Raw genomic sequence first — 21,169 nt, forward strand, 5'->3', positions numbered from 1 at the left:
ATTGTAGCTGACGCTTTGCTTTCGCTACAGAAGACATTTGTTGCTGCCGCTTCGCTTTCGCACAAATAAAAAAAATGTTGCTGCCGCTTCGCTTTCGCACAAATAAAAAAGTTGTTGCTACCGCTTTGCTTTCGCTACAGATAAAAAGAAATGAATATGAAATGAATTACGAGAATGTCGAATTGGAGCGAGTACACTCCCATCTTTCATCATTCTAGACATCTGCTAAATTATTAGATTTAGCATCCATTTCACATTCATTTTCTATGTATAGTACCTTTAGCAAAACTAATACACCAAAGGTTTATCTTCATTCAATTAATCATTCTTTTAAATAAATAAAGGCTCATCACCTAACTTTGGGGTTGATTTCTGTTCCAGCTAGGCAAGTCCAATGAGACGTAGGGCGTGCTTCTTTTTGCCTTCGTTCCTCTATTTAGCTCGCTCTTGACGCTAATCTCAGAAAATCACCAACCTCAATTCTTAGTGATGAGCCTGAATGAAGATATCCTCATTTTTATTTGCCAGTGCTTGATTTTGTGTCATCTCCAGTATAGAAGACGCTAGTGACCTTCCAGTGCCCATCTTCTTTGACGAATACTGTAACTTGTTGTCCTGCACTTTCATGTTTCACATTTGTTGTAGTTTGTACTAAATGCAATGTTACATTTGAATAGACCTGTGCTTCATTTTCGCTATATTTTATAATCGTAGTATCTTTAGCATCTCGTTTAACGTCAGACTGTTTAAATACTTCTGTCGTGTAATTTTTTTCTTCTTCATAATTGAAACCTTTTGGATTCTTCGAAAGTGTTTGCATATAACGATCAATTTCTTTTGAATTGAAAGCTGCATTATATTCATTAAAGGCTGCTAATATCGCTTTTTCTTCTTCAGCAGGAATATTTTCTGCCTTTGTTATTTTTCCACCATTCATTTCAAAACCAACAGTTCCATCATCAATGATTTTTTGTCTTTCTTCTGCACTCATTTCATCTTTTTTATTACCACAGGCAGTTAACATTAATGCAGTTAACATTAATAAGGTAAAAACTGCTAGAAAACTTTTCTTTAACATCAAAAAACCTCCCGCGCATATTGTAGCATATAAATCCCGTTGTAGGAATTTTGTTGTGCATTTTCAACATTTAGGTGTTACATCTTCCTTATGACGCCCATGGTTTTAAAATGTTGCACTAAATCAATAATACCTGCATTCATCTCGCCAACTATAGCGTTGGGAGACTCCTCTGATAGTAGTTAAATGATCACTTATGTATAAATTGTTACATATTTATATTTGCTAATGTCGGTTGTTTTAATAGATGTGAATATTACAGGAGTCTTCTGTAGACAATGCTATATTTTCGCATACTAAAAAAACTGCTTTAAAAACTACTAAATAATATAGTAGCCTTTAAAAACAGTCTATCAATTATGCCTCGGCATAATTGCGTCAGGAATCGGCTTTGTTCCTTTCCGATTCCGTGACATCCGCCGGAGGCTTCAACTTCTTTCAGTTCTGCTGAAAGAAGTAATTTAATGTATACTATTAGCGTACTTCAACCCAGCCATTTTTGATAGCTGTCACAACAGCTTGTGTACGGTCGTTTACATTCATTTTTTGTAAAATGCTTGAAACGTGGTTTTTAACTGTTTTTTCAGAAATGAACAGTGTCTCACCAATTGTACGGTTAGATTGTCCATCCGTTAATAATTGTAATACTTCACATTCACGTTTTGTTAGTAAATGGAATGGGCGACGAATTTCTGTTTGATGGAAGTTACCTTTATTTTCATGCTCAGAAAGACGACGGAATTCCGCTACTAAATTTTTAGTTACTTTTGGATGTAAGTAAGATCCACCATTCGCAACGACTTTAATGGCTTCAACAATTTCGTCAGCATCCATTTCTTTTAGCATATAGCCAAGTGAACCAGATTTTAGCGCGTGTGTTACGTATGTTTCATCATCATGAATAGATAACATAATAACCTTCGCATCTGGGAATTCATTAATTAAATCTGCCGTTGCCTCTACTCCATTTTTCCCCGGCATATTAATATCCATTAGTACAACATCTGGTTGATTTTCAGCATATAAAGAAACCACATCTGCACCATCGTCACCTTCTGCTACCACATCAAACGTATCTTCAAAATCTAAAATACGTTTTACTCCTTCGCGGAATAGTTGGTGATCGTCTACAATAATAATCTTCGTCATTTGTCTTTACCCCCTAAATTTCTCCAACAATCATTTTACTATACTTCTAACGGAATTTTAAATAATACCGTCGTACCTCGATTGATCTCACTTTTAATTGAGATTGTACCACCCAAAATTTCGATACGTTCTTTCATACCTAAAATCCCAAAGGAATGTTCTTTAACCTTCTGTGGATCAAAACCTATGCCATCGTCCTTTATAACGATATTTACGGAATCTTTCAACCACTCAAGTTTCACCCAAATATCCTTACATTTCCCGTGCTTCATGGCATTTGTAACACACTCTTGCACTAAACGGAAAATAGATACTTCATAGTTTGATGGTATACGTTTTTCGTTGCTTCTCGATTGGAAATGAACGTCAACACCAGGATTATATTCAGTCACTGTCGATAAGTATTTTTTTAATGTCGGAACAATTCCCAAATCATCAAGTGCCATTGGTCTTAAATCATAGATGATCCGTCGCACCTCTGATAATGCATTTCGTACCGTTTTCTTTAAATCAGCCATTTCAGCCAAAGCATATTCAATGCCCTTTTCACGATACGTTCTGTCTATTAAATCAGTGCGCATTAGTACATTTGCTAGCATTTGAGCAGGTCCATCATGAATTTCCCTAGATAGACGCTTGCGCTCCTCTTCTTGTGCTGCAATAATACGTATACCAAAATCTTGTTTCATTTTTGCTTGTTCAAGTGCTAAACCAACATTTTTTAAATCTGAAGTTAAGTAATTCAAAACGACATTTACTTGATTGACAATATGATCCGCACGTTCAATCGTATCGAGTAACGCTCTTAATCTTCTCTCTAAATCATCTCTTTTATCACGGAGCTGCTTTTCTTGTGTTCTAATAACTGAGAGCTTCACTTGAAAATCTTGTGCAGTTTCATACGCTTCTCTAACTTGTTCTTCGGTATAATTATCAAAAGCTTTACTCACCAACACAAGTCTTTGCTTAGCAAGCTGTGTACTTTTTTCTAAAGCATCGCCTTCATCAATAACAATTGAAACTTGTTTTCGAACAATTTCTAGCTCTATTTTCATATCTTCGAAGCTTCTTCGGCTTTGTTCGCTTATAATAAAGATATCATCTTTTGAGCTCATGATTGTTTCTAACATTCGATTAAATATGTCATCAAGCGACTTTAAATCGAAGGTATCATTTGAAAACATAGTATACTCCCCAGTCTAATGTCTTATGATTACTTACTATTTCAATAGACCAATTACATAGTCTACACCTATTATAGCATCCCCATGTTAAAATTTAATGCTTTTTCTTTATGAAAATTATAGAATAGAACTCTACCTTAAAGGAGATTGATACTGATGAGAGAAAACTATTTAACAGTAAAAGGATATGGAGAAAGTGAAATTGTTATTTCAAAATCTCGCTTCCTTACTTATATAGAACGTGTAGAAACGGAAGAGGATGCAATTTCTTTTATTGAACGCATAAAAAAAATGCATCATAACGCAACACACAATTGTTCAGCCTATATTATTGGGGAGCATGACCATATACAAAAAGCCAATGATGACGGGGAACCTAGTGGCACGGCTGGCGTCCCTATGTTAGAGGTCCTAAAAAAACAGGGGTTAAAGGATACGGTCGTTGTCGTTACACGTTACTTTGGTGGCATTAAGCTTGGCGGTGGCGGTCTTATTCGTGCGTACGGAAAAGCGACAACAGAAGGTTTACTTGCTGCACAGATTGTCGAACGCAAGCTACATCATCTTATGAAAATTACCGTTGATTACACATGGCTTGGCAAAGTTGAAAATGAAATTCGAGGTTCTTCGTATACTTTAGAGGAAATTCGCTATTTAGAAGGCGTCGAAATTATTGTATCCGTGTTAAAAGAGGAAGAAGAACAGTTCCGAAACTGGGTAACAGAAATGACAAACGGACAAGCAAACATTACTTTCGAGAATGCGCAATTTATTGAATTTTTTGTGAGATAAATAGTTTTAATTGCCTAAACAAAATATGCATAGTATAATTCTAACGTTAAGCTAATTTTATCAACTGCATATTATTACTTGTATATGAATAAAATTTAGTTTTATCGTATTATAATCCCCATAACTTAGAGGAGAATATAAATGAAAAATAAAGCTACTAAAAAGTACAAAAAAAGGTCTTCTAAAGCTTCCTTAATTATAAAAGTTTCTCTACTTCTCATAGCTAGTTTAGCAATTTGTGTAACTGCTTATGGTGTTTACCTTACTAAACAAGTGGAACATGCCGCAGACTCAGCACATGAAAAATTAGAAGGCCGCGAAGTCTCTGCACTCCGTGAAACTAAAGTAGAGCCAATACATGATAATGTATCTATCTTATTTGTCGGTGTTGACGATAGTGATAATCGTGGGCAAGGTTCTGATCATTCACGTTCCGATGCACTAGTTTTAGCTACATTAAATAATAAAACTCATACAATTAAAATGCTAAGTATTCCTCGTGATTCTTACGTTTATATTCCTAAAGTAGGATATAAAGATAAAATTACTCATGCACATGCTATGGGTGGTACACTGACAACAATCAAGACAGTTGAAAATTTATTAGATATTCCAATTGACTATTATGTACGCATGAACTTCAATGCTTTTATTGATGTAGTCGATGCATTAGGCGGCATTGAAGCTGAAGTACCTTATGCTTTACATGAATTAGACGAATTCGACAAGTTTACAATCAACCTGAAACCAGGTATGCAGCATTTAAACGGTAGTGAAGCACTTGCACTAGCAAGAACACGTAAACAAGATAGCGATATTGAACGTGGTAAACGTCAACAAGAAATTCTTTCAGCAATTATCACAAAAGTCGCTTCCGCTAGTTCTATCACAAAATACGATGATGTCATTAAGGCACTTGGTAATAACATGAAGACTGATATGACATTTGATGAAATGAAATCCTTCTTATCTTATTTATCAGGTGGTGTACCACGCATTGACACATTAACATTAGATGGTTCTGATGATATGTCTACTGGTATATATTACTATCAATTAAATCAAGAATCTGTTAATGAAATATCAGAAACTTTGAAAAACCATCTTGGCTTAGATAAAACTTCATCAAGCCTTACAAACAACGATACTGATTCTGATAGTGATTCAAGTGAAGAAACTTCCGTAAATTAACTAGCTCAATAAATCTTATAGCCTTTCCACTTTCAAATCGTGGAAAGGCTTTTTTTATGAAATCATATTAGACAGATAGATCATTCAGATAAATTATATAGCAAAAGCAACTTTCATCTACAGGCACAGTGCCTAGCTTCTCAAAACGTTCTTGCTTGAACGTTCTATCTTCCAAGGATATCTCTGCTTCTAGCGGGTACTTGCTTTCCTTTCGCGAGTATTTGCTTCTCTCCCGCGAGTATTCTCTTCCCTTTCGCGAGTATTCCTCTGCCCTCCGCAAGTATCCGCTTCCCTTCGCGAGGATATTCTCATGCCCTCCGTGAGTATTCCTCAACCTTTCGCGAGTATTCCTCTTCCTTCCGCGAGTATTCCCTTTCCTTTCGCGAGTATTCGCTTTCCTTTCGCGAGTATTCGCTTCTCTTCCGCGAGTATTCCTCTTCCTTCCGCGAGTATTCCTCTTCCTTCCGCGAGTATTCCTCTTCCTTCCGCGAGTATTCCTCTTCCTTCCGCGAGTATTCCTCTTCCTTCCGCGAGTATTCCTCTTCCTTCCGCGAGTATTCCACTGCCTTCCGCGAGTATTCCACTGCCTTCCGCGAGTATTCCACTGCCTTCCGCGAGTATTCGCTTTCCTTTCGCGAGTATTCGCTTTCCTTTCGCGAGTATTCGCTTTCCTTTCGCGAGTATTCGCTTTCCTTTCGCGAGTATTCGCTTCTCTTCCGCGAGTATTCCACTGCCTTCCGCGAGTATTCGCTTTCCTTCCGCGAGTATTCCTCGACCTTCAGCGAGTATCCGCTTCCCTTCGCGAGGATATTCTCATGCCCTCCGTGAGTATCCGCTTCCCTTCGCGAGAATATTCCCATGCCCTCCGCGAGTCTGCGAGTATCCACTTCCCTTTCGCGGGTATTCCCATGCCTTCCGCGAGTATTCGCTTTCCTTTCGCGAGTATTCTCTTCTCTTCCGCGAGTATTTCGCTTTCCTTCCGCGAGTATTCCTCTTCCTTCCGCGAGTATACTCTCATGCCCTCCGCGAGTATCCGCTTCCCTTCGCTAGAGTATCCTCATACCCTTCGCGAGGGTATTCCCATGCCTTCCGCGAGTATTCTCTTCCCTTTCGCTGGTATTCTCACGCCCTCCGCGAGTATCCTATTCCCCTCGCTAGAGTATCCGCTTCCCTCCCGCGGTTATCCCTCTAAAATCGCCCTAAAAAATGTCGACAAAAAAAGCAATCACACAAAAATGTATGATTGCTTTCACTTTATTATTTATTAAATATCCGTACAAAATTCAATAACGGCTTATAGTTTTTACCTGCTAGTCCGATGACTTCAACAAATATTTCAATGGCTGTTAAAATAACTGCAACTAGTAAAATCGCACCCCATACTTTCGCCATTGAGAAGATGATGGCTGCTAAACCAAACATGATGGCAATCCCATAAATAATGAGTACTGTTTGACGATGTGTGAAGCCCATATCTAGTAAACGGTGATGTAAGTGTGATTTATCTGGGTCAGACCATTTTTTCTTCATACGCACGCGACGTACAATCGCAAAGAATGTATCAGAAATCGGCACACCTAGTATGATAACTGGGATAATTAATGAAACGACTGTAACATTTTTAAATCCAAGCAACGCGAGCACTGATATCATGAAGCCAAGGAATAAGGCTCCTGTATCACCCATGAAGATTTTCGCTGGGTGGAAATTGTAAAATAAAAATCCAAATGTTGATGCTGCTAAAATGGCTGCGATTGCTAAAACAAACATATTCCCCATAATAATTGCCATGATAGCTAAAGTAATAAGGGCAATCGTTGAAACACCTGCCGCTAGACCATCTAAGCCATCGATTAAATTAATGGCATTTGTAATTCCAACAATCCAAAGAATTGTCAAAGGGATACTTAGCATTCCAAAATTTAACTCACCTACAAATGGCAAGGTAATCATATCAATTTGAATGCCACCTACAAAAATAACGATAAGTGCCGCAATAAGCTGGCCAACTAATTTTGCCTTTGCGGAAATTTCACGCATATCATCTACGACACCTGTTGCTACGATAATGCAAGCACCAATAATAATTGCAAGTAAAAAATTACTACCATTTTCATTGATTATCAAAATCGGCTGAAATATAGCTACAGCTATTAAAAAAGAAAGGAAGATCGCCAATCCCCCAAGTCTTGGCATAATTCGTGCATGTACTTTTCGGTAGTTCGGTGCGTCGACAGCACCTATTTTGAACGCTAATCGTTTAACTAGTGGAGTTAACAAAATTGAAGCAACAAAAGCTGCTATTATAGACACGTAGAGCATGTCTCTCCTCCTCAAAAAATAATCTACATTTAAATCCAAATTGATTATAGCACGAACAGTCGCCGAAATATACTTTTTCTATTTATTTTCCACCATTTCACAAATATTATCCCTCTTTTTTTAGATTGGAAGAATGCTACATGCCAAATGTAGTCACCTTTCGTAAAATTTGATAGAATAATGTAGTGTCTAGCATTTAGACAACTTTAAAGGAGCGTATATCCATGTTCTCAATTTTCAAAAGTAATAAAGAGCAAACAAGTGCTCGTCAATTGAAACGCTACTATAAAATAGTAGAACAAATTAATAATCTCGAAGAAACATATGTCAACAAGTCAGATGCGGAATTACGAGAAATGACTTTTATTTTCAAAGATCGCTTACAACAAGGTGAGCCTATTACATCCATCATCCCAGACGCATTTGCTGTTGTACGCGAAACCTCAAAACGTGTATTAGGAATGCGTCATTTTGACGTGCAGCTTATTGGTGGTCTTGTTTTAACTGAAGGCAATATCGCTGAAATGCCTACAGGTGAAGGTAAAACGCTTGTTGCTTCCCTTCCCTCATATGTACGTGCATTAGAAGGCAAAGGTGTTCATGTTATTACTGTTAATGATTACTTAGCTAAACGTGACTATGAGCTCGTTGGACAGATTCACCGTTTCCTTGGCTTAACAGTTGGTTTAAATTTACCAATGATGGAAGCAGACGAAAAAAAGGAAGCCTATAATGCAGATATTACATATGGTGTCGGGACTGAATTCGGTTTCGATTACTTGCGTGACAATATGGCATATAGCTTAGCTGATAAAGTACAGCGTCCTTATCACTTCGCCATTATTGATGAAGTAGATAGTGTGCTTATTGATGAGGCAAAAACACCACTGATTATCGCTGGTAAAATGCCATCTAACGATGAATTACATCGCATCGCATCTATGTTAGCAAAACGCTTTAAAAAAGATGAAGATTATGATTTTGATGATGAAACGAAAGCTACTTCCTTAACAGATAAAGGTATTGAAAAGGTTGAGGCTGCATTCAATATAGATAATCTGTATGACTTAGAGCACCAATCACTTTTCCATTATGTTATCCAAGCAGTTCGTGCACATGTCATGTTTGAACGTGATGTTGATTACATCGTAAAGGATGACAAAATCGAGCTTGTTGATATGTTCACAGGTCGTATTTTAGAAGGTCGTTCACTATCTAATGGCTTACATCAAGCGATTGAAGCTAAAGAAGGTGTAACGATTACTGAAGAAAATAAAGCACAGGCACAAATCACAATTCAGAACTATTTCCGTATGTATCCGAAGCTTTCTGGGATGACGGGTACTGCGAAAACACAGGAAAAAGAAATTCGAGAAGTGTACGGCATGGAAGTTATTCAAATTCCAACAAACCGTCCTCGTCAACGTGTCGATCAGCCTGATATTATTTTCAACAAACAAGAAGATAAGTATAAGTATGTGGCAGCTGAAGCTAAACGTCGTCACGAAAAGGGACAACCTGTTTTAATTGGTACAACGTCAATACTGCAATCTGAAACAGTTGCTGATTCCTTGAAAAAAGCAGGCTTAAAATTCCAATTACTAAATGCAAAAACAGTGGAACAAGAAGTTGAGCTTATTTCTCAAGCAGGTCAAAAAGGTCGTATTACTGTAGCTACCAACATGGCTGGTCGTGGTACAGATATCGTATTAGGCGATGAAGTTCATGCACTTGGTGGTCTATATGTCATCGGTACCGAAAAGCATGAAAGCCGCCGTGTAGATAATCAGCTACGTGGTCGTTCAGGTCGTCAAGGCGACGTAGGTGAAAGCCGCTTCATTCTCTCTATTGAAGATGATATGTTCCGCCGTTACGCAAAAGACGAAGTTGAAAAATTCTCAGCAAAAATGATTGTCAACGAAGACGGCATTATTCAAAATAAAGATGCTCAAGAACTCATTAACCGTACACAACGAATTGTTGAGGGCTCCCAATACGGTATGCGTGAATACAACCTAAAATTAGACGATGTTATCAACGACCAACGTACAGTTATTTATGGTCTACGAGACAAAATCTTAGCTGGGGAAGACTTGATGGGCGAGCTTAAAAAAATGCTTCGTGAAACGGTTGAGTTTGCTGTTCTTGACTCCGCACCAGAAGAAATTAGTTCCATTGAATGGGATTATGATCAAATGGAGAGCTCACTTAACTCACTTTTCATTACACCTGTCACAATTGACCGAGAAGTGGGCAAAGTAAAACAAATTTTAGCTGACATTCAACCTGCTGAACAAGAACTGCTCAATCGTATAGAGCAATTCGCTGAAAATGAACAAGTAATAGCTGTTCTTCCACAAATCATGCTTAGTCACATAGATAGTGGCTGGGTGAGACATTTGGAGGTAATGGCTCATTTAAAAGAAGGTATTGGTTTACGTCATTACCAACAAGAAGATCCAATGCGAATTTACCAACGTGAAGGACTTGAGTTATTCGGTAAGAATTTCCAAGAATTACGTCGTTCTATTATTATAGAGATTACTGGCTTCATGAAAACAATTGAAGCACAACAGGAGGTACAATAATGGGCTTATTTTCATTCTTTAAAAAATCAGACAAAATCGTTCAAGAAAACACAATTGACTCAAAAGACTTACTAGGAAACGCTTCAACTAATTCAGGCGACAATCGCGATGTTGAGACAAAACTTTCATTCCATCCAGATTGGGATGTACCACAGGAGCAAAAATACATTTTCAACTTCCTTGCAAATGAGCTAGAACCATTGAAACCAAATCAATTATCTCTTTCTTCTATTAGTATTGAAGAAAGCAAACGCTCTGGTAAATGGCTTGTTCGTGCATTTTTCCGCTCATCCTTAGCACAAGCAATCGAGCTAGGAGAAATTGAGCTTTTCATCATGGATAAAAATGATGAGCTTGTAGCATCTAAAAAATTCGATTTTAAAGCACTTGGCACAATTCCAGCAGAAAGCGCTCGCCCATGGGTGTTTGAATTTGAAAAATCTACAATTAAAGTAGATGAAGTTCCTGAAGATGGTTGGAAAATTGCCTTCAATCTTGTTTCCCTTCGTGGTCATCAATTAGAATTAGATCCATCATGGGAAAAACAATTACCTGCAGCTCAAAAAGAAGAGCTAGCCAAAATCGTCGATACTTTACCAAAGTTAGGTGAAACTGAAGTAAACTTCACTGGCTTACAAGCAAAACTAGCTGATAATGGCAATCTCAATGTATCGATTTTTATCCGTAATGGACACAATAAAGCTATTAATCTAGAACAATTACCGCTAGAAATTATAGATGCAACAGGTAAACAAATCGCTAATGGTTCATTTACAATGGATCCGGTTTTATCTGTACAACCGAACTCAACAAAGCCTTGGACATTTGTCTTCCCTGCAGAGCTTGTTGACGCAAAAGATGCCGACCTTTCTCGTTGGACAGCACGCGTAACACAATAAAATGAAACTTTAATCAGTACTTCACCAATCCGATTATACGGGCAGTTAATCTCCCTGCATTTGAAGGAGAGACTTGTACCTGACGCTTCGCTTTCGGTACAAATTACTGCCCGTTAATGCGGAATAAATATTGAAATCCCTTCTTTTTTCATAGAAAGAAGGGATTTTTTTATTGCCTTGCGTGGGTATTTACTTCCCTTGTTGGGTATTTCTCTGCCTTCCGATTATTGCTTCTCTTCCGCGAGTATTCGATTCCCCTTCGCGAGTATTTCCTTCCCTTCCGCGAGTATTCGATCACCCTTCGCGAGTATTTCCTTCCCTTCCGCGAGTATTCGATCAACTCGCGCGAGTATTCACTCCTCTTCCGCGAGTATTCGATCACCCTTCGCGAGTATTTCCTTCCCTTCCGCGAGTATTCGATCAACTCGCGTGAGTATTCACTCCTCTTCCGCGAGTATTCGATCACCCTTCGCGAGTATTTCCTTCCCTTCCGCGAGTATTCGATCAACTCGCGTGAGTATTCACTCCCACTCCGCGAGAATTCACTCTCCTCACGCGAGTATTCGATCACTCGCGCGAGTATTCACTCCCTCCGTGCAAGTATTCACTCCCCTCGCGAGTATTCGATTCCTCCGCGCGAGTATTTCCTCCCCTTCCGCGAGTATTCGATCACCTCGCGCGAGTATTCACTCCTCTTCCGCGAGTATTCACTCCCTCCGCGCGAGTATTCGATCCCCCTCCGCGAGTATTCGATCACCTTCCGCGAGTATTCGATCACCTCGCGCGAGTATTCACTCCCACTCCGCGAGTATTCACTCCCACTCCGCGAGTATTCACTCTCCCCGCGCGAGTATTCACTCCCTCCGCGCGAGTATTCACTCTCCTTCCGCGAGTATTCACTCCTCCTCCGCGAGTATTCGATCCCCCCGCGCGAGTATTCACTCCTCCTCCGCGAGTATTTCCTTCCCCTCCGCGAGTATTCGATTCTCCTTCGCGAGTATTTCCTTCCCTTCCGCGAGTATTCGATCCCTCTCCGCGTGTATTTCCTTCCCTCGCGCGAGTATTCACTCCCACTCCGCGAGTATTCACTCCCACCGCGCGAGTATTCACTCCCACTTCGCGAGTATTCACTCCTCCTCCGCGAGTATTTCCTTCCCCTCCGCGAGTATTCGATCTCCCCGCGCGAGTATTCACATCTCTCCCGTAAAGGTGTTGATCTCCTTTCATCGATCCTGACTAGCTCCATGAAAAAAGCGATTTCTGCATGTATTTGCAAAAATCGCTTTTACTTTATTTTATTGCGTCGAATCGTTTATAAGCTACTAATCTTGTAGACCAGTAAGAGTATGTAACGTCCGAAATTTCAACACCGTCTGTCCCGGAATGGATAAATTTGTTGTTACCTATATAAATTCCCATATGAGAAATACCGTCTTTATACGTATTTTGGAAGAACACTAAATCTCCCGCTATCGGATTGTTAACTTGTGTTGTATTACCGTTAAAATATCCTTCGCTACTTTCTCTTCCAATTTTTAAACCACCTTGATTAAAGGCATAGTAAATAAGGCCACTGCAATCTAGACCTTCAGGTGTGTTGCCACCGTAGAGATATGGTGTTCCTACTAATGAATTAGCTACATCTACTGTTTTCTTATTAACAGCTTGTCCATTAGCTGTAGAATCTTTAGACGTTCCTGATGATGTTCCCGCACCTGAAGTTCCGTTATTATGTACTGTTTCACTCTCGGATACTGAAGACTCTGAAGATAATTTTAACACCTGTCCAATGTAGATAGTGTCTGCCGTTAGTCCATTCCAGTCTTTAATTTCCTTTATTGTCACATTATATTGCTTAGCGATTTTGGATAATGAATCGCCTTTCACTACTGTATGGGAAACAGCTGTCGTTTTTGATGGTGTTGTCGGTTTTGTTGTTGATGGATTTGTTGTTGATGGATTTGAAGGTTTTACCGTGTCATTAGTAGCATAGTTTGAAATTTCAAGCTTTTGTGCGACATAAATCATATCATTCTTTAAATTGTTCCAAGTTTTTATGTCTTGTACTGTTACTTTATGGTTTGAAGCGATTTTAGCTAAAGTATCTCCTTTTTGCACGGTATATGTAGCTGCTTCTGCAGTCTGTAATGCTAAAAAAGAAGTAGCAATAGTGCTTAAAGCAAGGATTCTTAATTTTTTTGTCTTTTTCATATCAATTTGCCTCCGTTCGTGCTAAAATATTTCCTTGTGTGTCTATCATACTAGATATTTTAAAAATCAGATATCGGAAAAAGTGACTATTTTTCAAACAATTTATGAATCTTACCGATTCCGACAGATTCTTACAAATTATAATAGAATATTAATTGCAAGATTAGTATTCGTATGATAACATACACTTCTGTATTTAAAATTTTTAGAAAGTTTAATCTTTTCAATTTTAAAGGAGTTTTAATTTTTATGAAAAATATTTTGCATTTCATCAAGGAAAATTTGGCAGTAGGTTTACTATTATTTGCCTTATTTTTAGGTGCTGGAAATATTATCTTCCCCCCATTATTAGGTCAACAAGCTGGTGAACATATAACGACAGCAATGATTGGTTTCTTAATAACAGGTGTTGGATTACCGTTATTGGCAATTGTTGCTATTGCGAAAGCAGGTGGCGATCTTCAAATACTTGCTAATCGTGTCAGCCCTACCTTTGGTGTTATTTTTACATCAGTCGTTTATTTAGCGATTGGACCATTTTTCGCAGTACCCCGTACAGGTTCTGTATCCTATGAAATTGCGATCGCCCCATTTCTCCCAGAGGCAGCAACTGATCATTGGGCACCACTTTTCATTACTTCTGTAATATTTTTTGCCTTTATACTTTTCTTAGCTATCAACCCTTCAAAGCTTGTCGATCGTGTAGGGAAAATTTTAACGCCTGCTCTTTTAGCCGTTATTTTACTTTTAGCGATTAAAAGCTTTATTTCCCCAATGGGTGAACCAGGGGCAGCTATTGGAAAATACACTTCGTCACCGTTGACAGAAGGCTTTGTTCAAGGCTACTTAACAATGGATGTACTAAGTGCACTTGTTTTCGGAATTGTTATTTTGCAAGCATTGCGCGACATGGGTATGTCAGATACTAAAAAGCAAGTCAAAACGACAATTTTCGCGGGAATTGTTGCCGCTCTTGGCTTATCATTTGTCTATATCTCACTTGGACAAATTGGTAACACTAGTGTTGATGCAATTGGTACTTTTGATAATGGTGGTACTATTATTGCGAAGTCGGCTGAAGCCCTTTTTGGTAATCTTGGAAGTATCATATTATCAACAACAATTTTACTAGCGTGTATATCTACTGCTGTAGGTTTACTGACTGCTAATGCTCAATTTTTCAATAAACTATTTCCTAAAGTTTCGTATAAAACGTTTTTAGTAATTTTCACAATATTCAGTGCCGCTATAACAAACGTAGGTCTTTCTACAATTATTAGCGCATCACTACCTGTATTATTAATCATCTATCCGCTAGCGATGGTGTTAATGGTTCTGTCGCTTTTCGATAACTTCTTTAAAGGTGGAAAAATTGTATACATTTTAGCATTAATTCCTACATTCTTCGTTAGTCTGAATGATGGTTTAAAGGAAATGAAAATTACAATCACACCTTATGTGAACATTTTAAAAGCTTTACCATTATACGAGCAAAGTTTGGCATGGTTTGTACCTGCAATAATCGGAGCGCTTATCGGCTTTATTATTCATAAGCTAATAAAAAAATAAAAGTTTTTCATCTAATTAGAATCTGCTTTCTTTTTGCGAATAAGTCTCAAGCTTCTTGTAGACAACGACTGTCTAGGAATCTTGCATAAACTTTCTTTTTCGCAAAAGGCTAGCAGATTCTTTTTTTGTAGGTAATCCCTTTCTTTTAATATTAACGGTTATATGGAAATTCATGTATAATAAAGATAATTTGAAAAGAGGTGTCCTATGAAAAAAGTATTGTGGTCTTTTGTATTCGTTCTAAGCTTTTTCATCTTTCCATTTACAAATGCTTCTGCTGCAAGCAATGAACAACAGCTTGTAAAGGAAATTAAGGGAATTATTGAGGAAAATTATGTTGGAACTATCCATGGTGATTTGCAAAAAGCTAAAACAATTCCTGAAATTATCGATATGCTAGATCCTTATTCTACGTATTTTACGAAAACGGAATTTGAGGAATTTATCAATAGCATCGAACTTTCAACAATTGGGATTGGTGTAATCATGGAAGAGCATGAAGATGGCATTCATATTTTACAAGTGTTTGAGAATAGCGGTGCCTTTGATGCTGGTTTAGTTGCTGGAGACACTATTATTGCCATTAACGGGCAATCCGTAGCAGGAAGCTCGACTCAAGAAGCCTCATCCCTATTAGTTGGTGATGAAAACACTAAAATAGAAGTGACACTGCGACATGCAGATGGTACTACTTCTACTTCAACCATTACAAGAAAGAAATTCACATTACCGAATGTGGAATCTGGATTACTATTTGGGAATGTTGGATATATTGCTATGTCATCCTTCTCAGAAGATGGTGCAAAGCTTGTAAAGGATGCGCTAGTTCAGTTAAAACAGCGTGGCGCAACTTCTTTTATATTGGATTTACAAAACAATGGCGGAGGCTATGTAACAACGGCTCAGGAGATTACAGGGCTTTTCCCAAAAGCGAAAATTGCCTTTTTACTGGAAGAAGCACATGCCTCATATAAAGTACGTGCAGTCAATCAAAATGAAAAATTCCCAGCTGATACACGTATTCTCGTAAACCGCTATAGTGCTAGCGCCTCTGAAATGTTAGCAGCAACATTACAAGATCAGCAATCTGCTATATTATATGGAGAAACTACATATGGAAAAGGCTGTATGCAAGGCTTTTTTGAACTGCAGGATGGTAGCTATTTAAAGCTTACAATCGGTAATTTTACAGGTCCATTAGGGAAAACAATTAATGACGTTGGGGTAAAACCGAACATCCAAACAAAGACTGCTCCTATTTTCCAGGCACATTATGATGCAATTAAAGCACAGTATACAGATTATAAAGAGCTTGCAAGTTTAAAAAATGTTTCGGATACTAAAAAATTAACTGTGAAAGTACCTTTTGCACTTTCTTCACAAATATCTGAGGATAAGATTCAGCTAATTGCTTTAGGTGGTAATGAAGTGCCTATTACAGCTAAAGTAGATGGCCATTCATTAATTGTAACCCCATCAAAACCTTTATCTGCAGGGCGAGAATATATGCTCCTTGCCCATCCAAAGACACAAAAAACTAACAAAATGCAGCAAGGTTTTTATCAACGTATAACAATGAAAAATTAAAAAAACTCTCTCACCATTTAAGTAGCTTTCATAACTTAATATCGGTGAGAGAGTTTTTTTGCTTTCGTGCGGACATATTTTTCAAAGCTGCAGCAACTATTCGTACACTTTTAACTAAAACAATGGAATACCTTCAACATAAATTATTCTTCCGAATTGATTCATTGTTTTACAAAGCCTCTATCGATTTCCATAAACATAGCTCAAAAGTATAGTTAATGGTAAATTTTTGTTGGTATATTTTATGTTATATCTAACATTTGACCCTTATCTTAATTCTCCAACTTTGGTAAAATAATAGGAGCTTAGGAGGTTAAAAAAACTATGAAAAAACTATCAATAATAACGGTGGTAATGGCACTTGTTAGCTTGCTCATTTGGCAACCCAACATGGCATATGCTGATGAGCTCTCAGGACATATGCATGAAAGTGGTCTACGTTATTTAATTTCCAAAGGTGCATTAAAGCAAGATGCAAATGGAAGCTATCGTCCAAATGACACTGTCACACGCGGTGAATTTGCTACCTACATATCAAAAGCTTTAAACCTTAAGAAAAAAGATATTATTACTTTTACAGATGTTCCAGATACATATTTATTTGCAACGGATATTAAGCTAGCTGCTACTGCTGGTATTATCACAGGTTATACAGATGGTTCATTTAAACCAGATGCACATATTTCAAGAGAGCATATGGCTGTTATGCTAATTAGAGCTGTTGATTATCTAAAAATCCCTAAAGGTACGTCATCCATCACTTTTAACGATAATGCAGCTATTTTTAAAGACTTCCGCCAAGACATTGCTATAGGTGCACAATTAGGGCTTATTAAAGGTAGCTCTAATAACTTATTTTTACCAAAAGATAATGCCACAATTGGCGAGGCATCTACTTTTGTACTACGCTTGATACATCTAGCTGACGATGTTAAAAATAATGGTGGTAACTCTAGTAATAATGGCAACAACGGCAATAACGGCAATTCAGGGAATAACGGAAACAACGGAAACAATGGCAATACTGACGGTGATACTGGTAATGGTGACTCTACTAAGTTCATCGTAAAAGAAATTTCCAATGGCACTCTTGTTGGTAACCAAGCCTTCTCTAGCTTTGACGCTGCTGAAAAAGCTTTGTCAAAAAATACACTTGTCATTACACTCAATGATAAGATTATGAAAATGTCATCAGGTTATGTTGTAACTAATAATTATGTAGCACTAAAATCTGAAACAATTAAAGACCAAATCGCTGTTGCTGCTAATACAGAAATGGAGTATTTAAGCAGTGATGCGACACAAGTAAAAGTTCGTTTAGCAGGTCATGTTGGGTATTTAAAACATGCCGATGTCACACTAATCCCATCTGCTTTAAGTAAGGGTCGTTCTTACTATACGAACGAGAATGGTGAAATTAAACATACTTTATATGATTATAAATCAAACAAATATTCATCTAGCTATGTGTATGGAAAAGCGCCAGACTTCATGAAGCAAGGCGAAAAATACTTTAGCTGGAATGGCTTTAATTTCACAAATGCTAGTGGCTCTTCGAAAGGTGAAGCCTATAATTACTATCAATTTTTACCTGCGCGTGCAAAAACTCAATATACAGCAGAGGAAATAAATAATTACATTTTGCAAAAGTTAGCTGAGGTTGAAAGTTCAGGGGCTAGTCTTTATAAGGATGCGACAAAGAAAAGTAAGTTAATCGGTTTAGGGGAAGTATTAAAAGAAATAGAAGCAAATGCTCACATTAATGCCATGACAATTTTATCGCTTGCCCAGCATGAGAGTGCATATGGTATGAGTGCCCAGGCTCAAGATCTCAACAACTTATTTGGTTTATATGTATATGACACGAATCCAGCAAATAAACACTTTGATAGTGTTAAAGCCAATATTAATGAACTTGTTGAAAAGTTCTTGCAGCCAAATTACATTACACCAGGTGGTCCCTACACGAATGGTGCAGTGGTTGGCTCTAAGGCAGTCGGTTTTAACGTTAAGTATGCATCAGATCCATTTTGGGGTGCTAAAATTGCCGGACACTACTACCGTGCCGAAAAAGCATTAGGTTATAAAGATGCAAAAAATCCATACAAAATTGGCATTACGACAACAACTGGCCTAAATGTTCGTCCAGATGCATCAACAAGTCAAAGTCCACTTTACACATTTAACAAAGTTGGAATGCCGATTATTGTAACAGGCATAGAAGCTAATGGCTGGTATCAGGTAATTTCTGATAAAATCCATCCGGAATCAGCCTACATCAGTAAAGACTATGTTAAAATCATTAATACCGTGAAGTAGCAATTAGAGGCTGTCTCCGATTATTTTCGGGACAGCCTTTTTCGATGAGAATAAGTGTACAGGAAATCTAAACTGTACCGAAACCGATGCAAATTGAAATATTCATTAAATGGATAAACTTAAAAAAGTCTTCATAGCACGCCCATATCCTTTTGGCTCTCTTACTAAAAAACATAACAATAAAAAACTGTCCCAAAAGTGAGTCAATCACCTTTGGGACAGTTTCTCTGTTTATCGATTATTGTTTTTTGTAGTATTGCAAAATTCCATTATAAATAGAATCTGCAAATAAATTTACGTATTGATCATTTGTCATTTTATTGCGGTCTTCATCATTTGTTAAAAAGCCGAGTTCCACTAAAATAGATGGAATGATCATATTACGAATTACATAATATTGCTGTTCTTTAACGCCACGATTTTTCATATTTAAATTGTTTACAATTTGATTATTTACAAATGTGGCTAAATCAATATCTTCCTGATACATATCTCCTGTTGAAATAGCATAATATGTTTCAGTACCTTGCGCTGAGGTATTAGCAGCAGAGTTTACATGCACACTTACGAAAATCTCACCATAGTTTGCATTCGTAAAGTCTACTCGATCTTGTAAGGTAGGATACGTATCACCAGTACGAGTCATGTATACTTTTGCGCCAGCATTTTCAAGCTTTTGCTTAACAAGTGTACTCACTTTTAATGTAATGTTCTTTTCAGAGTTAGAACCCATTACCGTGCCTGGATCCTTACCACCATGACCTGGATCTAGGATAATAATACGATTTTGCAACGGTTTACCATTTTGATTTAATAATTTTAAAAAGGATTTATGAACATAACCTGTCTTACCATTATATTCAATATTCGCCCAATAACCTTTAATTTCGTTAACTTTTACAGAGTCTCCCTTGTTAAGCTTAAATAACACGGAAGAAGTTGTATTTGCTTCACTACGGACATTAAGGTTTCCAACAGTAGCTCGTCCTAAAACATCTCCTGAGGCTGTAGGTGGAGTCGGTGTTGGATTTGGATTTGGATTTGGTTGCTCTTCTGTTTCTGTTGTGCTGTTCGCTACAATATAACCTGGTAAACCATTTACTTGCGTTAAATAATAGCCACCAACAGTATTGTAAACTGGTAACTTTACATTACCTTTAATAGTTGAAATTACTTTTGACGACGAGGTTGCTTTAACATATAAGTTAATAGCTCCTTTAGTTGTCACTTCTTTTTGGACAGTCCCTAATTCATTGCCATTTGCATCTAAAAATTTTGCATAATCTTTATAAATATAAGCATATGCACCTTTATATGTTACCTTTAACCAATTGTCCTCAACTTGATATACTGATAGTTTTCCGCCTTTATTGACTTTGCCAACAATGTTTGCTTCTGAAGAACTATCCTTCGTTTTGCGGATATTTAGACCATCTGTCGTCACTTGGACAAGCCCTATAACCTCTTTTGTGTCAGGTACAGATGTCCCTTTAACAGGTAGCTCTAAACGATATTTCTCATTTTTTGCACGTGCTACAAATAATGAAAAATGTGCACGTGTAACAGTATTGTTTGGTAAGTACTTATCACCAGTTCCATTTGTGATACCATTATAGTAAATTGTATTTACATATTTAACGAAAGGGTTTGTAATACCTACGTCAGAAAATGGTGAATCGATGTTTTCAAATTCACTTGTATCCAAGTTAAATGCCTTTGTTAATACATAACTCATTTCATCACGAGTTATAGGCTTTTTTGGTAAGAACTTGCCTTGTGTATTCGTTGAAAATAATCCTAATTGTATGGCACGTTCGATATAGCCGGACATTTCAGTACCTGCTGTTACATCTGAAAAACTAGATTTATTCACGACTAATGGTTTGTTCCCTGAGGCAACGACAACCATTTTTGCCACTTGTTCTCTTGTTACAGATTCATTTGGGGCAAAGACTCTTTTCCCATTTACAAAATATCCTTGTATTACACCCAAATTTACTAAATAATTGATTTCTTCATAAGCTTCGTGATTTTTAGTTACATCTGCAAATGTTATATTTGTAGTTGTATCTGCACTTGCACTATGTATAGTAAACATAGAAGCTGAAATGAATAAGACGCATAAAATAAGACTAATTTTTTTAAAGTTCACTGTCTTATTTCCTCCCTTCCTGTTCTCTTAAAGTATTCATTCTAACAAAATTAACTAAATAATTCATCATACATTAGCACTGTTCAAGGCTCTTTTTCTGAATCACTTCCTTTTTTGTGAAATTATCA

The 21,169-nt window shown here is 37.5% G+C and carries 18 protein-coding genes; 7 read left to right on the forward strand and 11 right to left on the reverse strand.

The features are described 5' to 3' along the window. Window positions 1-517: 517 nt before the first annotated feature. From JNUCC51_RS08235 to JNUCC51_RS08245, 3 genes are all read right to left on the reverse strand, one after another. Window positions 518-1,078: a nuclear transport factor 2 family protein gene (locus JNUCC51_RS08235; protein WP_100545319.1), complete on the reverse strand. Its 561-nt coding sequence runs from the start codon at window positions 1,076-1,078 to the stop codon at window positions 518-520. Window positions 1,079-1,552: 474 nt separating this feature from the next. Continuing rightward, on the reverse strand, window positions 1,553-2,227 hold the full coding sequence (locus JNUCC51_RS08240; protein WP_100545320.1) for a response regulator: 675 nt from the start codon (window positions 2,225-2,227) through the stop codon (window positions 1,553-1,555). A gap of 38 nt (window positions 2,228-2,265) precedes the next feature. After that, window positions 2,266-3,411, reverse strand: coding sequence for a sensor histidine kinase (locus tag JNUCC51_RS08245; RefSeq protein ID WP_337991582.1), 1,146 nt, complete (start codon window positions 3,409-3,411; stop codon window positions 2,266-2,268). A 156-nt stretch (window positions 3,412-3,567) separates the two neighbouring features. Here JNUCC51_RS08245 and JNUCC51_RS08250 point away from each other — a divergent pair, with 156 nt between their 5' ends. Both JNUCC51_RS08250 and JNUCC51_RS08255 read left to right on the forward strand, forming a co-directional pair. Beyond that, window positions 3,568-4,203: a YigZ family protein gene (locus tag JNUCC51_RS08250; RefSeq protein ID WP_337991583.1), complete on the forward strand. Its 636-nt coding sequence runs from the start codon at window positions 3,568-3,570 to the stop codon at window positions 4,201-4,203. Between the two features lie 141 nt (window positions 4,204-4,344). Further along, a complete protein-coding gene (locus JNUCC51_RS08255; protein WP_337991584.1) occupies window positions 4,345-5,394 on the forward strand; it encodes an LCP family protein in 1,050 nt (349 codons plus the stop codon). Between the two features lie 67 nt (window positions 5,395-5,461). Here the strand turns inward: JNUCC51_RS08255 and JNUCC51_RS08260 are convergent, their stop codons facing one another. The 4 genes from JNUCC51_RS08260 to JNUCC51_RS08275 all read right to left on the reverse strand — a co-directional run bounded on the left by JNUCC51_RS08260 (window position 5,462) and on the right by JNUCC51_RS08275 (window position 7,716). Further along, the gene (locus tag JNUCC51_RS08260) at window positions 5,462-5,674 is read right to left on the reverse strand and encodes a hypothetical protein (RefSeq protein WP_337991585.1); all 213 of its coding nucleotides are present in this window, start codon (window positions 5,672-5,674) and stop codon (window positions 5,462-5,464) included. Window positions 5,675-5,702: 28 nt separating this feature from the next. Then, a complete protein-coding gene (locus tag JNUCC51_RS08265) occupies window positions 5,703-6,254 on the reverse strand; it encodes a hypothetical protein (RefSeq protein ID WP_337991586.1) in 552 nt (183 codons plus the stop codon). Then, complete coding sequence (locus JNUCC51_RS08270; protein WP_337991587.1) at window positions 6,173-6,412, reverse strand: hypothetical protein; 240 nt, start codon at window positions 6,410-6,412, stop codon at window positions 6,173-6,175. The genes JNUCC51_RS08265 and JNUCC51_RS08270 overlap by 82 nt, the downstream gene beginning before the upstream one ends. A 239-nt stretch (window positions 6,413-6,651) precedes the next feature. Next, window positions 6,652-7,716, reverse strand: a complete 1,065-nt coding sequence (locus JNUCC51_RS08275) for a glycosyltransferase family 4 protein (protein ID WP_100545326.1) — start codon at window positions 7,714-7,716, stop codon at window positions 6,652-6,654. A 224-nt stretch (window positions 7,717-7,940) separates the two neighbouring features. Between JNUCC51_RS08275 and secA2 the strand changes: the two genes are divergently transcribed. Both secA2 and JNUCC51_RS08285 read left to right on the forward strand, forming a co-directional pair. Beyond that, window positions 7,941-10,304 (forward strand): accessory Sec system translocase SecA2, encoded by a 2,364-nt coding sequence (gene secA2, locus JNUCC51_RS08280; protein WP_337991588.1) that lies wholly within the window; start codon window positions 7,941-7,943, stop codon window positions 10,302-10,304. After that, the gene (locus JNUCC51_RS08285) at window positions 10,304-11,203 is read left to right on the forward strand and encodes an accessory Sec system S-layer assembly protein (RefSeq protein ID WP_100545328.1); all 900 of its coding nucleotides are present in this window, start codon (window positions 10,304-10,306) and stop codon (window positions 11,201-11,203) included. Before secA2 ends, JNUCC51_RS08285 begins: the two co-directional genes overlap by 1 nt. 169 nt (window positions 11,204-11,372) lie before the next feature. Here JNUCC51_RS08285 and JNUCC51_RS08290 read toward each other — a convergent pair whose 3' ends face one another. Genes JNUCC51_RS08290 through JNUCC51_RS08300 form a run of 3 tightly spaced genes read right to left on the reverse strand, consistent with a single transcriptional unit; the run spans window position 11,373 to window position 13,414 of the window. Continuing rightward, a complete protein-coding gene (locus JNUCC51_RS08290; RefSeq protein ID WP_337991589.1) occupies window positions 11,373-11,774 on the reverse strand; it encodes a hypothetical protein in 402 nt (133 codons plus the stop codon). A 33-nt stretch (window positions 11,775-11,807) separates the two neighbouring features. After that, window positions 11,808-12,449: a hypothetical protein gene (locus JNUCC51_RS08295; protein WP_337991590.1), complete on the reverse strand. Its 642-nt coding sequence runs from the start codon at window positions 12,447-12,449 to the stop codon at window positions 11,808-11,810. Window positions 12,450-12,493: 44 nt separating this feature from the next. Beyond that, a complete protein-coding gene (locus JNUCC51_RS08300; protein WP_337991591.1) occupies window positions 12,494-13,414 on the reverse strand; it encodes a C40 family peptidase in 921 nt (306 codons plus the stop codon). 249 nt (window positions 13,415-13,663) lie between these two features. Between JNUCC51_RS08300 and brnQ the strand changes: the two genes are divergently transcribed. The 3 genes from brnQ (at window position 13,664) to JNUCC51_RS08315 (ending at window position 18,889) form a co-directional block, all read left to right on the forward strand. Beyond that, window positions 13,664-14,983: a branched-chain amino acid transport system II carrier protein gene (brnQ, locus tag JNUCC51_RS08305; RefSeq protein ID WP_337991592.1), complete on the forward strand. Its 1,320-nt coding sequence runs from the start codon at window positions 13,664-13,666 to the stop codon at window positions 14,981-14,983. Between the two features lie 207 nt (window positions 14,984-15,190). Further along, window positions 15,191-16,570 (forward strand): S41 family peptidase, encoded by a 1,380-nt coding sequence (locus JNUCC51_RS08310; protein WP_337991593.1) that lies wholly within the window; start codon window positions 15,191-15,193, stop codon window positions 16,568-16,570. A gap of 324 nt (window positions 16,571-16,894) precedes the next feature. After that, entirely contained in the window at window positions 16,895-18,889 is a 1,995-nt protein-coding gene (locus JNUCC51_RS08315; protein ID WP_337991594.1) for an S-layer homology domain-containing protein, read from the forward strand. A 238-nt stretch (window positions 18,890-19,127) separates the two neighbouring features. Here the strand turns inward: JNUCC51_RS08315 and JNUCC51_RS08320 are convergent, their stop codons facing one another. Beyond that, entirely contained in the window at window positions 19,128-21,041 is a 1,914-nt protein-coding gene (locus tag JNUCC51_RS08320; protein WP_337991595.1) for an N-acetylmuramoyl-L-alanine amidase, read from the reverse strand. Window positions 21,042-21,169: the final 128 nt, after the last annotated feature.

Source organism: Lysinibacillus sp. JNUCC 51, from assembly GCF_015999525.1.
GTDB classification, from domain to species: Bacteria; Bacillota; Bacilli; order Bacillales_A; family Planococcaceae; genus Lysinibacillus; species Lysinibacillus xylanilyticus.